Source organism: Pseudomonas koreensis (assembly GCF_025447595.1).
GTDB classification, from domain to species: domain Bacteria; phylum Pseudomonadota; class Gammaproteobacteria; order Pseudomonadales; family Pseudomonadaceae; genus Aquipseudomonas; species Aquipseudomonas koreensis_H.
Genome location: NZ_JAOEJU010000025.1, coordinates 55724 through 69121 on the forward strand (window position 1 = coordinate 55724; position 13398 = coordinate 69121).

The following is a 13398-nucleotide window of genomic DNA, read 5'->3' on the forward strand; positions in this document are numbered from 1 at the left end:
TCGTAGGGAAGGTAAAGCAAGATGGTACAGGTGAGAGCACACCAGCCGATCAACACTGACGGCAGTATCAATCTCGAGGCTTGGCTCGATCATGCGGTCAGTGTCGATCTAGCACTGGATCGCGAAGCCTTGAAAGAGGCCTGCGAGTACGCTCGCCAGGCCGAGCAACAGTCCAATGCGGCGAAGAATCTCTGGTCCGAAGGCAGCGGCAGTTTCAGCACGGGCCTCGAGATCGCCGAGATCCTCGCCGACCTCAAGCTCGATCAGGATTCGCTGGTGGCGGCGGTTCTCTATCGCGGCGTGCGCGAAGGCCAGATCGAACTTGCAGCGGTCAGCCAGCGCTTCGGCCCGGTGGTCGCCAAACTGATCGACGGCGTGCTGCGCATGGCGGCGATCAGTGCCAGCCTCAGCCCTCGCCAGTCGATGGTCCTCGGCACCCAGGGTCAGGTGGAAAACCTGCGCAAGATGCTGGTGGCGATGGTCGACGACGTGCGTGTCGCGCTGATCAAGCTCGCCGAACGCACCTGCGCGATCCGCGCGGTGAAAACCGCCGACGACGAAAAACGTAACCGGGTCGCCCGGGAAGTGTTCGACATCTATGCGCCGCTCGCGCATCGACTCGGCATCGGTCATATCAAATGGGAACTGGAAGACTTGTCCTTCCGTTACCTGGAACCCGATCAATACAAACAGATCGCCAAGCTGCTGCACGAACGGCGGCTCGATCGCGAGCGTTTCATCGCCGACGTGATGACCCAGCTCAAGGACGAATTGCAGGCCACCGGCGTCGAAGCCGACATCAGCGGCCGGGCCAAACACATCTATTCGATCTGGCGCAAAATGCAGCGCAAGGGTCTGGAGTTCAGCCAGATCTACGACGTGCGTGCGGTGCGCGTGCTGGTGCCGGAAATGCGCGACTGCTACACCGCGCTCGGCATCGTCCACACCCTGTGGCGGCACATCCCGAAAGAGTTCGACGACTACATCGCCAACCCGAAAGAGAACGGCTACCGCTCGCTGCACACGGCGGTGATCGGTCCGGAAGGCAAGGTGCTGGAAGTCCAGATCCGGACCCATTCGATGCACGAAGAGGCCGAGCTCGGCGTCTGCGCGCACTGGCGCTACAAGGGCACCGACGTCAAGTCCGGCTCGAACCACTACGAAGAGAAAATTTCCTGGCTGCGTCAGGTCCTTGAGTGGCACGAAGAGTTGGGCGACATCGGTGGTCTGGCCGAACAGCTGCGGGTCGATATCGAGCCGGACCGGGTCTACATCTTCACCCCGGACGGTCACGCCATCGACTTGCCGAAAGGCGCGACGCCGCTGGACTTCGCCTACCGCGTGCACACCGAAATCGGTCACAACTGCCGTGGTGCGAAGATCAACGGGCGCATCGTTCCGCTCAACTACAGCCTGCAGACCGGTGAACAGGTCGAGATCATCACCAGCAAGCACGGCACGCCGAGCCGTGACTGGCTGAACCCGAACCTGGGCTACGTCACCACGTCCCGGGCGCGGGCGAAGATCGTGCACTGGTTCAAGTTGCAGGCGCGCGACCAGAACGTCGCGGCGGGCAAGACCCTGCTCGAACGCGAACTCAATCGCCTTGGCCTGCCGGCGGTGGATTTCGACAAGCTGGCCGACAAGGCCAACATGAAAACCGCCGAAGACATGTTCGCCGCCCTCGGGGCCGGCGACCTGCGACTGGCGCAACTGGTGAATCTGGCGCAACAACTGGTCGAGCCGGAACGCGGCAACGAACAGCTGGAACTGATTCCGCGCAAGGCAACCGGCTACAAGCCGGGCAAGCGCGGCGACATTCAGATCCAGGGTGTCGGCAACCTGATGACCCAGATGGCCGGCTGCTGCCAGCCGTTGCCGGGCGATGCGATCGTCGGTTACATCACTCAGGGCCGTGGCGTGAGCATTCACCGTCAGGACTGCGCTTCGGTGCTGCAACTGGCCGGGCGCGAGCCGGAGCGGATCATCCAGGTCAGCTGGGGCCCGGTGCCGGTGCTCACCTATCCGGTGGACATCGTCATCCGCGCCTACGACCGTTCCGGTCTGCTGCGAGACGTTTCGCAGGTGCTGCTCAACGAGCGGATCAACGTGCTGGCGGTCAACACCCGCTCGAACAAGGAGGACAACACCGCGCTGATGTCCCTGACCATCGAGATCCCGGGTCTGGACGCGCTGGGGCGGTTGCTGGGGCGGATTTCCCAGTTGCCGAACATCATCGAAACGCGGCGTAACCGGACTCCATGAAACCGATCTACAGCCTTGAAGACCTGCTGCACCTGATGAACCGTCTGCGCGACCCGCAGTATGGTTGCCCGTGGGACATCAAGCAGACTTACGCGACCATTGTCCCGCACACCCTTGAAGAGGCCTACGAAGTCGCCGACGCCATCGAGCGCGGCGACTTCGACCACTTGCAGGGTGAGTTGGGCGATCTGCTGTTTCAGGTGGTGTATTACAGCCAGCTGGCGCGGGAGGAGGGGCGGTTCGAATTCGCCGGCGTGGTCGACAGCATCACCCGCAAGCTGATCCGTCGCCATCCGCACGTGTTTCCCACCGGTGATCTGTATGCGCCGCTGGACGTGCCGCGTCTGAACGAAGATCAGGTCAAGCAGCGCTGGGAGGAGATCAAGGCCGAAGAGCGCGCCGAGAAATCCGCCGAGCCGCAGCAACTGTCGCTGCTCGACGATGTGCCGGCTGCGTTGCCGGCACTGTCCCGCTCGGCCAAGTTGCAGAAGCGCGCCGGGCAGGTCGGTTTCGACTGGCCGGATGCGTTGCCGGTGCTGGACAAGGTTCGTGAAGAGCTCGATGAAGTGCTCGAAGCCATGTCCGAAAATGACCCGCAAGCGGTGGCCGACGAAATCGGCGATCTGCTGTTTTCCGTGGTCAATCTGGCCCGGCATCTGAAGGTCGATCCGGAAACCGCGCTGCGTGGCGCCAACGGCAAGTTCGAACGACGTTTCCGTTTTATCGAACAGGCATTGCGCGACACCCACCGACCCATAGAAGATTGCACCCTCGAAGAGTTGGACGCCCTGTGGGGCGAAGCCAAACGTCAGGAAAAGAATTTGCCCAGCTGCGGCTGAGCCGTTGCCCAAGTGAGTAAGCACCAATGAGCCTTTCCCTTCGCGACCAGTTGCTCAAAGCAGGGCTGGTCAACCAAAAGCAGGCCAAGCAGGTCAGCAAAGACAAACAGAAACAACAGCGCCTGGCCCACAAGGGCCAGATCGAACTGGACGACTCCCAGCAGCGTGCTGCCCAGGAAGCCCAGGCCGAGAAGGTCAAGCGCGACCAGGAGCTGAACCGTCAGCAGCAGGAGAAGGCGGAAGCCAAGGCCCGCGCCGCCCAGGTCAAGCAGTTGATCGAAGTCTCGCGTCTGCCGAAGCTGACCACCGAGGACTACTACAACTTCGTCGACGACAAGAAGGTCAAGCGCATCTCGGTCAACACGCTGATGCGCAACAAGCTCAGCAGCGGTTCGCTGGCGATCGTGCACCATGCCGGCGGCTATGAAGTGATTCCCCGTGAGGCGGCCCTGAAGATCCAAGAGCGCGATCCACAGCGCATCGTCCAGCTCAACGAGAAGGTCGAAGAGGTCAATGCCGAGGACGATCCGTACGCGGCCTATGTGATCCCTGATGATCTGATGTGGTAATCGGGTCTCGCCGGGCTGCGAAGCGGCCCTGAAACGCCCGATAACGACAAACCCCGCTCATGGCGGGGTTTGTCGTTTTCAATGCTGTGGTTTGATTCAGGCGGATTTCAGATCCCGCTGGCGTTCTTGCAGTTCCAGTTCGGCCTTGTAGTTGTAGGCGTCGATCTCGTTGTGGAACATGCCGACCAGCAAGTCTTGTTGATGCACATCCCAGATCCGTACGCCGGCGGCTACGCCTTCATGGGACATGTGTGAATCGTCGCGTTCAGTTACTTTTACAGTCATCTGCTAGCTCCAATCTCTGTTATCTGCAGCAAGGCGTGTGCAGGCCTCTGTTATAGAATTTGTTAGCCTGCTAAGTAAACGCCTGATTTGTGCAATGTATTCTTGCGAAATCTGCAACAGCGCTGGAGCCCAAAGAAACCGCGACATTCAGTCGCAGGGCGGTAAGTTGCATGACAAACGTTTCATCTTTGTAGCGCACCGCCGCCCTTGTGGGAGTGAGCCTGCTCGCGATAGCGGTATTCCGGTTGGCGTCTCGGACGGCTGACACTCCACCATCGCGAGCAGGCTCGCTCCCACAGGTTTTGCGTTTGTCCGGAGAGTTTTGTGCAGGCGAAAAAAAACGCCCCGAACCAGTCGGGGCGTTTTCATGTGCGGCTCAGCAGAAGGGAATTACTTGCCTTCCCAGCGCTTCAGCACGAGGGTGGCGTTGGTGCCACCGAAGCCGAAGCTGTTGCTCATCACGGTGTTGATGGTGGCGTTCTCGCGGGTCTTGGTCAGCACCGGCAGATCGGCCACTTCAGGGTCCAGTTCGTCGATGTTGGCGGAACCGGCGATGAAGTTGCCTTCCATCATCAGCATGCAATAGATCGCTTCGTGAACGCCGGCGGCGCCCAGGGAGTGACCCGACAGGCTCTTGGTGGAGCTGATGGCCGGGGCCTTGTCGCCGAACACTTCACGCACGCCTTTCATTTCCGCGACGTCGCCGACCGGAGTCGAAGTGCCGTGGGTGTTCAGGTAGTCGATCGGGGTGTCGACGGTGGACAGCGCCTGCTGCATGCAGCGGATAGCGCCTTCGCCGCTTGGAGCCACCATGTCGTAGCCGTCGGAAGTCGCGCCGTAGCCAACGATTTCCGCGTAGATCTTCGCGCCACGGGCCAGAGCGTGTTCCAGCTCCTCGACCACCACCATACCGCCACCGCCAGCGATGACGAAACCGTCACGGTCGGCGTCGTAGGCGCGGGAGGCTTGTTCCGGGGTGTCGTTGCGCTTGCTGGACAGGGCGCCCATTGCGTCGAACAGGAACGACTGGCTCCAGTGCTCTTCTTCACCGCCACCGGCGAAGACGATGTCCTGCTTGCCCATCTGGATCTGTTCCATGGCGGTACCGATGCAGTGAGCACTGGTGGCGCAGGCAGAAGCGATAGAGTAGTTCAGGCCCTTGATCTTGAACGGGGTGGCCAGGCAAGCGGAAACGGTGCTGCTCATGGTCCGCGTTACACGGTATGGGCCGACGCGCTTGACGCCTTTCTCGCGCAGGATGTCCAGCGCTTCCATCTGGTTCAGGGTCGACGCGCCGCCGGAACCTGCGATCAGGCCGGTACGCGGGTTGGACACCTGCTCTTCGGTCAGGCCGGAGTCGGCGATGGCGTCTTTCATGGCCAGGTAGGCGTATGCCGCTGCGTGGCCGACGAAACGATAGATCTTGCGATCGATCAATTCTTCAAGGTTGAGGTCGATGGAGCCGGAAACCTGGCTACGCAGACCCATTTCGGCATATTCCGGGTTGAACCGGATGCCCGGGCGGCTTGCACGCAGGTTAGCGGAGACGGTCTCTTTGTCATTGCCCAGGCACGAAACAATGCCCAGACCAGTGATAACGACGCGGCGCATGCGAATAACCCTTAGAAGTTGTCAGTGGAGGTGAACACGCCGACGCGAAGGCCTTCGGCGGTGTAGATTTCGCGACCGTCGACAGTCACCGAACCGTCGGCGATCGCCAGGTTCAGCTTGCCCTTGAGGACGCGCTTGATATGAATGTTGTAGGTGACTTTCTTGGCGGTCGGCAGGACCTGGCCGAAGAATTTCACTTCGCCCGAACCCAGCGCACGGCCACGGCCCGGCAGACCTTGCCAGCCCAGGAAGAAACCGACCAGTTGCCACATGGCGTCCAGACCCAGGCAGCCCGGCATTACCGGATCACCCTCGAAGTGGCAGGCGAAGAACCACAGGTCAGGGTTGATATCCAGCTCGGCGACCAATTCACCTTTGCCGTACTTGCCGCCTTCTTCGCTGATCAGGGTGATGCGATCCACCATCAGCATGTTCGGGGCGGGCAGTTGCGCGTTACCTGGGCCGAACAGCTCACCGCGACTGCAGCGCAGCAGGTCTTCCCGGGTAAAGGCGTTTTGTTTGGTCATGCGAGCTCCTCAATAATCCCATGCGGCAGGTGGGGCAAATCTTCCCGGCCGATCGACGCGTTCATGCCTCGTACCGGCAGCCTACTCATAGACTATTGCGTTGTGGTGAAAGTCACAGCACCAAGGACATGAATGTACACTTGTGCACTGAAATTTTTATTCAAGCCCCTTTTGAGGCTTGTTCGGGTGCCTAAGACTGCCGCACTTTCGCTTTTCATGCCAGTCGCAGATGGTCGAAAGGGCCTCGTTACTGCACCCAGCGCTGCAGAATCTGCTGCAGATCGTTGCGTTTGAATGGCTTGGCCAGATAATCGTTCATGCCCGCCGACAGGCAGTTTTCCCGATCGCCCTGCAACGCATTGGCGGTCAGGGCGATGATCGGTACCTGACCGCCGCCGGGCAGGCCCCGGATCTGCCGGGTCGCCTCGTAACCGTCGATGATCGGTAGTCGGCAATCCATCAGGATGGCTTCGAAACGGTTTTCCCCGGCACTGCGCACCGCCTGCAAGCCATCGGTGGCGACGCTGACAGTAAACCCCAGACTGCGAAGCATGGCTTCGATCACCGTCTGATTGACCGGGTTGTCTTCCACCAGCAGTACATTACGGCCTTCGCCGTGGCCGGCACCGTTCAGTGCACGCGGTGCGGTCAGAGCGGGCAATGTCTGCTTATATAGCGCCAGTGGAATTTCCAGAGTGAACACCGAACCGCGACCTTCCTCGCTCTGGGCGCGCAATGTTCCGCCCATCCGCTCGGCCAGGGTGCGGGCGATCGGCAATCCCAGGCCCGTGCCACCATAACGGCGCGAGATGGAACTGTCGGCCTGCTGGAATGCATTGAACATCAGTTCCAGGCTTTCCGGGGAAATGCCGATGCCGCTGTCGCGCACCGCGCAGGTGAACCACAGCAGTTCGTGATCCAGCGACTGCCACTGTGCCTCGATGCTGACGCGCCCCTGTTCGGTGAACTTCAAGGCATTGCCGACCAGGTTGACCAGAATCTGCCGGATCCGCGTCGGATCACCTTGCACCTGCAAATCGCGCATGTCTTCGGGGACTCGCAATTGCAGTGTCAGGCCACGTTGGGTGGCGCTGTGCTGGAACGACTGGGCGCAGGCGCCGATCAGGTCGGCGAGGTTGAACGGAATGTGCTCCAGCTCCAGTTCCGAACGTTCGATGCGCGAGAAATCCAGAATGTCGTTGATCACCTTGAGCAAATGTTCGGTGGACTCGGACGCCAGCGCCGCGTACTCGATCTGCTCATCGGTCATCTGCGTGGTTTCCAGCAACTGCAGCATGCCCAGCACGCCGTTCATCGGAGTTCGCAGCTCATGGCTCATCATCGCCAGGAAATCCGATTTGGCGTTGTTGGCTTTCTCCGCTTCTTCGCGAGTCTGGATCAGTTGCGCCATCGCCTGATGCTGTTCGCGGCTGGCCTGTTCCAGTGCCTGGGCCAGGTTGTTGATGTGTTGGGAAAGGGCGCCCAGCTCGGTGTCATCGACAATCGGCAGCGGGGTCTTGTAGTCGCCGTCCTGAATGGCCTTGACCGCATTGCCAATGTCGCGAATCGGCTGCGACAGACTCCCGGCCAGCCGCCGCGCCAGGACAAACGTGAAGAGCAGGGCGAACAACGCCAGAATCCCGGCCTTGAGCAGGATCTCCTGTTGGCGCTGACTGAAGGCGTCATTCGACAGACCGACGATCACGCGGCCCAGATAATCCTCGCTGGCCACGCCGGGGCTGCTCTTGCCGTCCTGAAAGAAATCATTGTGCAAGGCGATGCGTTGCAGCCGCACCGGCGCCTGGAACACTTCGACCTGATGCGGGCGATTGTGCGCATCCGCCGGCTGTTCGACGTAGGCCAGAATCCGGTTGGCGCTGTCCTGCACCTCCAGAAACCGCACGTTCGGCGTGGCCAGCGTGGCCTTGAGCAAGCTTTCCAGCACTTCGTTGTTGCCGGAGATCACCCCGTATTCGGTGGCCGGTGCGAGCTGGTTGGCGATCAGTTGGCCGGTGTGGTTCAGCTCCTGACGCAAATCCTGAATGCGCACGAAGGTGAAAAAGCTGATCAGCAGCAAGGTCAGCAACAGCGCAGGGCCCAAGCTGATCAACTGGGTGCGGGTGTTGATGTCCCAACGGCGGAAAATCATGGGCGGCGCTCTCCTTCGGCCAGCTCTGCGGCGACAGACGCTTCATTCATCGGTTCGATCCCTAATGAACGAGCCACCTGCGCATTACTTGAGACTTTAAAACGCCCGGGATAGAGCGTGCGCGGCCAGGTGGCCGGTGGCCGGTCCAGCAACTCGTCGAGGACGGCCAGCCAGTCGTTCTGATCGCTGTAGGTGCTGGCAAGGCTACCGGCACGGACGAAAGCGACATTCGGCCCGACCAGCGCCAGTTGCCGAGAGTAACTGCTGAGCAACAGGTTCTTCGCGGTTTTCGGGTTGTACAGGTCAGGGTCGTCGAGTCCCAGCAGCACGTCGCTGTTTTTCAGCACGCTCTGCAAGGGGCGGCTGTCGTGGGTGTTGTCCCAGCGTTGCGGGACGATTTGCAGATTCAATGGCTGTGCTGCCGATTGCAGCTCCTTGAGCAGGAACTCGCTGTGCTGATCGAACAGCACGCCGACTCGCCCGGCCTGGGGCAGGATCCGGCGGATCAGTTGCAACTGACGACTCAGCGGCGGATCGGCCCACAGCAGGCTCAAGTGGGGTGGTTGCGCGTCGCCGAAGCGCTGTCGAGCCTGCAAGCGGCTGATGCGCAGGACCAAAGTCGCCGGTCCTTGGGACTCCTGCATACGCCAGTCGAGGCTCGGCAGGTCCAGCAGGATCAGGCGCAGGCTCGACGGCAACTTGCCCGGGGCCGGCAGGCTGGCCAGCGGCTGGAAATGCACGCGATCGGTGGGGCGCAGTTCGCTCAGGGCCTGGACGAAGGATTGCACGCCGGGGCTTTCTTCGGCGCCGGTCAGCAATATGTCGGCCGCCTGCACCGCCACGCCATGCAGCCACGCTGTCAGGAACAGACATAGCCCGGCCAGCCATTGGCCGAGCGTTGGCATCTTCCGTGACATGGCGTAACGCATCTAGAACTCCAGCTCGGCGCTGAAATACACCACGCGGCGTTCGTCGTAATTGTTGTCGACGAAGGTGGTCGGCTCATGGTCGAGGCGCTGTTGCAGCACCCCGGCCAGTTGCAGTTGGGCCTTGCCCAGGGCAATGCGTTTGGCGATGCGCGTGTCGACCCGCTCGAAGCGGTAACCGTTGAGCGCGTTGTCACCGTAATAGAAGAGGGCGCTGTTCCAGCCCTGGCCCCAGTCGCGCAGCCAGCCCGCCGAGCCGCTGTTGCGTGCGGTGAATTGCTGATCCAGCGGATTGCTCGCCTCGGCGTCGACGAAGGCGTATGTCAGACGCAAGCGGTCGGTCGCACTCAGGCGCCAGTCCAGTTGCGTCTCGGTGCCGCGAAAGCGCGAATCGTTGGCGTTGCTGGCGATGTACTGATTGTTGCGCAGCGGCTCGCTGATCATGCCGGTGATTTCGTCGTAGAACAGCTTCACGTCCAGCGCCAGGCCCCATTCCGGGAAAAAGCCGTTGTAGCCCAGTTCCCGCGAGCGCATGTGCTCCTGGTCCAGATCGCCGGGGCCCCGGGTCTTGACGAAGTAGCGGGCCGAAGACTGGCCATAGGCGGCGGGCCGCAGGTTGGTCACCTGATAACTCCAGTTGACGTTGTTCTCGAACATGTCCGGCGAACGGATGGCTTCCGAATACACCGCGCGCAGGCTGTGGCGCGGATTGAACAAGTAGTTGACCGCAAACCGGGGTGTTAATGAACTGCCGATCAATTGCGTGTCTTCGAACATGGCGCCGCCCTGCAACAACCAGTGTTCGCTGGCGCGCCATTCCAGCTGGCCGAAGGCGCGCCACGTGGCGTCGTCCAGCGTGCCGTTGAAATAGGTCTCGGAATCGGCCCGGTCGTAACGATAGTTCAGGCCGCTGACCAGACGCAGGCTATCGGACAGGCTGAGGGTGTCCTGCAATTCCAGGTCGTAACGCGATTCCCGGGCACTCTGGTCGATGTCGCCGCACAGGGTCTGACGGGCACCGTTGCGCCACTGATCCAGCACCTGATTGGCCAGGGTCATTTCCTGCGGCGTACCGGCGGGTGCGCCGGGGCCGGTGAACAACGTCATGTTGCGCGCCAGGCGCTCGGTGTAATTCGGGTTGAGTTGCCACAGTTCCGTGAGTTGCGGACTGAACGAGACTTCGGCATCGCACGCGCGCCAGGTCTGCTGACGATCCCAGTGTTGTGCCGATCCCTGTACATAAAGACTGTGGTCCGGATTGATGTCCAGGTTCCAGCGCACCGAACCGGCGTAATCCTTGGCGATCACGTCGGAATTGTTCCCGGCAGCGGTAATCCCGGAGAACACCGGTCGGTAGGTGTAAGGCCGCTGATTGGTCCCGTCCTTGGCGTTGATCTGCCAGTCCAGGCTCTGGTTGTCGCTCAGGGTCTGGCTGACGGCGAGGCTGAAGCGGTTCAAGCGGCGGTTGTCGCGGTATTCGGCGCCGGTGCGATCGCTGTCGAAGCCGTCGTCTTCCTGGCCGGACAGCGACAGACGCAGGTCGCCGCCATTCCAGCCGGTGCTCTGGCTGGCATAGAAGTCGTTGATGCCGCGTTGTCCGCGCGTGAGCTTCAGCCGCGTGCCGTGGCTGTCCGCCGGGTTGCGGGTGATGATGTTGACCACCGCCATCAGCGCGTTGGCGCCGTAACTGACGGTGTTCGGGCCGCGAAAGACTTCGATGCGCTCTATGTCTTCCATGGCCACCGGGATGTCGCTCCAGTCCACGGTCGCAAGCCCGGCGCGGTACACCGAACGGCCGTCGATCAGCACCTGCATGCGTCGGGCTTCAGTGGCGTTGGTCCCGTGATAATTCACCACTGCCTGATTGCCGCTGATATTGCCGACCATCATCCCCGGCACCAGACGCAGCAGTTCGCTGATGTCCCGGGCGCCGCTGGCGCTGATCAGTTCGCTGTCGAGTACGGTCATGCTGCCGGGGACTTCCGCCGGCGACTGTTTCAGGCGGGTGGCGGTCAGGATTTGCGGCAAGGCCTCACTGTCGACAAACAGGTCGTCCGCCAGCAGCACCGGGCTGAACAGCAGCGCCAGCAGCAGGGACGAACGCGGGGAAGGGGGGCCAGAAAGCACGACGCAGCCTTGATAGCAAAGAATTGGCGCGCATGTTAACCGAGGACGACCACTTTTCCAGTCACGTTGCAGGCATTTTCCTCGGTTTTATTGGTCTTCTTCCTACAAGTGCGGGTAATTGACGCCGGGGCTGTCCGAGAAGGGGACGCTCCGTATAATGCCGGCATCGCCACTGGTATGGATTAACGGATTACATATGACTGAACAGCGCCCGATTGCGGTCCTGGGAGGCGGAAGTTTCGGTACCGCCGTGGCCAATCTGTTGGCCGAGAACGGCCATCAAGTCCGGCAGTGGATGCGTGACCCCGAACAGGCCGAGGCCATCCGGGTCAATCGCGAGAACCCGCGTTACCTCAAAGGCATCAAGATCCTGCCGGGCGTGACTGCGGTCACCGACCTGCAGGAAACTCTCGACGCCTGCGATTTGTGTTTCGTCGCGCTGCCGTCCAGCGCGCTGCGTACGGTATTGGCGGCGCACGCCGAGCGTCTGAGCGGCAAGATGCTGGTCAGCCTTACTAAAGGCATCGAAGCCCACACCTTCAAGCTGATGAGCCAGATCCTCGAAGAGATCGCCCCGCAGGCGCGCATCGGCGTGCTGTCCGGGCCGAACCTCGCGCGGGAAATCGCCGAACACGCGCTGACCGCCACCGTGGTCGCCAGCGAAGACGAAGAACTGTGCAAAGCCGTGCAGGCCGCATTGCATGGCCGCACTTTCCGCGTCTATGCCAGCGCCGACCGTTTCGGCGTGGAGCTGGGCGGCGCACTGAAAAACGTTTACGCGATCATCGCCGGCATGGCGGTGGCGCTGGAGATGGGCGAGAACACCAAGAGCATGCTGATCACTCGCGCCCTGGCCGAGATGACCCGGTTTGCGGTGAATCAGGGGGCCAACCCGATGACCTTCCTCGGTCTGGCCGGGGTCGGCGACCTGATCGTTACCTGCTCGTCGCCGAAAAGCCGCAACTACCAGGTCGGTTTCGCCCTCGGTCAGGGCCTGAGCCTCGACGAAGCGGTGTCGCGCCTTGGTGAAGTGGCCGAAGGGGTCAACACCCTGAAAGTGCTCAAGGCCAAGTCCCAGGACGTCGGTGTGTACATGCCGCTGGTCGCCGGACTGCATGCGATCCTGTTCGAAGGGCGCACGCTTGAACAGGTGATCGGTCTTCTGATGAGAGGCGAGCCGAAAACCGACGTCGACTTTATTTCCACCAGTGGTTTCAACTGATTCAGCAGGGAGCAGGGCATGAACGATCCGAAAACCGAAGCCAAATATGAATCCATCCTCCTGCGGGTGTTGTGGATGATCGTCTACGTGCTGGTCTGGCAGGTAGCGCAGTTCATCCTCGGCGCGGTGGTGCTGGTGCAGTTGATCTATCGTTTGATCTATGGCGCCCCGAGCACCAGCCTGATGAATTTCGGCGACAGCCTGAGTCAGTTTCTGGCACAGATCGGTCGTTTCGGCAGCTTCCACAGCGACCAGAAACCCTGGCCGTTCGCCGACTGGCCGACGCCGCGTACTCCGGAAGGTGAAGCGCCACACGTTGTCGCGCCGGCACCGCATCCGGCCCGGGATGAGGAACCCAAGCTATGAAACTCTGGGTATTGCGTCACGGTGAGGCCGAGCCCTACGGCTCGCGCCCCGACTCCGAGCGGGAACTGACCGCTCACGGTCGCAAGGAAGTGTTGAGCAGCGCGGCCCGTTTGATGGGCCAGCCGCTGACCGCCATCTACGCCAGCCCGTACCTGCGGGCGCAGCAGACGGCGCAACTGGTGCGCGAAGCCCTCGGCTTCGAGCCGGAGATCCGCACGGTCGAGTGGTTGACCCCGGAGGTCGATCCGGACCGCGTCGCCGAGCAACTGGTGTCGGTGAGCAATGTGCTGCTGGTCAGCCACAATCCGTTGGTAGGAAACCTGCTCAGCTACCTGCAACACGGTGCGGGCTATCCGCCGGAAAAGGTCAGCACCGCCGGGCTGGCCGAGCTCGAACACAGCGAGTTGCTGATCGGTTCGATGACGCTCAACAGCCTTAAACATCCCTGAAATTTTTTGTACGAAATAGTCAACCAAGCACTTGCTTGGTTGACTACGCTTGCTCCAGACCAA

General features: G+C 61.4%; 12 protein-coding genes. 6 read left to right on the top strand and 6 right to left on the bottom strand.

From position 1 onward, the window contains the following. The first annotated feature begins 21 nt into the window (after positions 1-21). From relA to N8H71_RS24250, 3 genes are read left to right on the top strand one after another with little or no spacing between them, the layout of a single operon-like run. Positions 22-2265 carry a GTP diphosphokinase gene (gene relA / locus N8H71_RS24240; RefSeq protein WP_007957789.1) on the top strand — a complete coding sequence of 748 codons (2244 nt, stop codon included), beginning with the start codon at positions 22-24 and terminating at the stop codon, positions 2263-2265. Positions 2266-2270: 5 nt separating this feature from the next. Further along, positions 2271-3104: a nucleoside triphosphate pyrophosphohydrolase gene (gene mazG, locus N8H71_RS24245; RefSeq protein ID WP_262195962.1), complete on the top strand. Its 834-nt coding sequence runs from the start codon at positions 2271-2273 to the stop codon at positions 3102-3104. A gap of 26 nt (positions 3105-3130) precedes the next feature. After that, positions 3131-3673 carry a DUF2058 domain-containing protein gene (locus tag N8H71_RS24250; protein WP_007957793.1) on the top strand — a complete coding sequence of 181 codons (543 nt, stop codon included), beginning with the start codon at positions 3131-3133 and terminating at the stop codon, positions 3671-3673. 96 nt (positions 3674-3769) lie between these two features. Here the strand turns inward: N8H71_RS24250 and N8H71_RS24255 are convergent, their stop codons facing one another. From N8H71_RS24255 to N8H71_RS24280, 6 genes are all read right to left on the bottom strand, one after another. Further along, the gene (locus tag N8H71_RS24255) at positions 3770-3958 is read right to left on the bottom strand and encodes a hypothetical protein (protein WP_262195946.1); all 189 of its coding nucleotides are present in this window, start codon (positions 3956-3958) and stop codon (positions 3770-3772) included. A gap of 390 nt (positions 3959-4348) precedes the next feature. After that, positions 4349-5569: a beta-ketoacyl-ACP synthase I gene (gene fabB, locus N8H71_RS24260; protein WP_007957797.1), complete on the bottom strand. Its 1221-nt coding sequence runs from the start codon at positions 5567-5569 to the stop codon at positions 4349-4351. Positions 5570-5580: 11 nt separating this feature from the next. Next, positions 5581-6096 (bottom strand): 3-hydroxyacyl-[acyl-carrier-protein] dehydratase FabA, encoded by a 516-nt coding sequence (gene fabA / locus N8H71_RS24265; protein ID WP_003227150.1) that lies wholly within the window; start codon positions 6094-6096, stop codon positions 5581-5583. Between the two features lie 247 nt (positions 6097-6343). Beyond that, positions 6344-8245: an ATP-binding protein gene (locus N8H71_RS24270; protein ID WP_262195947.1), complete on the bottom strand. Its 1902-nt coding sequence runs from the start codon at positions 8243-8245 to the stop codon at positions 6344-6346. Continuing rightward, the gene (locus N8H71_RS24275; protein ID WP_262195948.1) at positions 8242-9174 is read right to left on the bottom strand and encodes an ABC transporter substrate-binding protein; all 933 of its coding nucleotides are present in this window, start codon (positions 9172-9174) and stop codon (positions 8242-8244) included. Before N8H71_RS24275 ends, N8H71_RS24270 begins: the two co-directional genes overlap by 4 nt. After that, the gene (locus tag N8H71_RS24280) at positions 9175-11298 is read right to left on the bottom strand and encodes a TonB-dependent receptor plug domain-containing protein (protein ID WP_262195949.1); all 2124 of its coding nucleotides are present in this window, start codon (positions 11296-11298) and stop codon (positions 9175-9177) included. It abuts the gene before it with no gap. Between the two features lie 196 nt (positions 11299-11494). On the opposite strand from N8H71_RS24280, the gene N8H71_RS24285 reads away from it, so the two are divergent. Genes N8H71_RS24285 through sixA form a run of 3 tightly spaced genes read left to right on the top strand, consistent with a single transcriptional unit; the run spans position 11495 to position 13335 of the window. After that, a complete protein-coding gene (locus tag N8H71_RS24285) occupies positions 11495-12520 on the top strand; it encodes an NAD(P)H-dependent glycerol-3-phosphate dehydrogenase (RefSeq protein ID WP_007957803.1) in 1026 nt (341 codons plus the stop codon). An 18-nt stretch (positions 12521-12538) separates the two neighbouring features. Continuing rightward, entirely contained in the window at positions 12539-12886 is a 348-nt protein-coding gene (locus tag N8H71_RS24290; RefSeq protein ID WP_262195950.1) for a DUF4389 domain-containing protein, read from the top strand. Continuing rightward, entirely contained in the window at positions 12883-13335 is a 453-nt protein-coding gene (gene sixA, locus N8H71_RS24295) for a phosphohistidine phosphatase SixA (protein WP_007957806.1), read from the top strand. The genes N8H71_RS24290 and sixA overlap by 4 nt, the downstream gene beginning before the upstream one ends. Positions 13336-13398 lie beyond the last annotated feature (63 nt).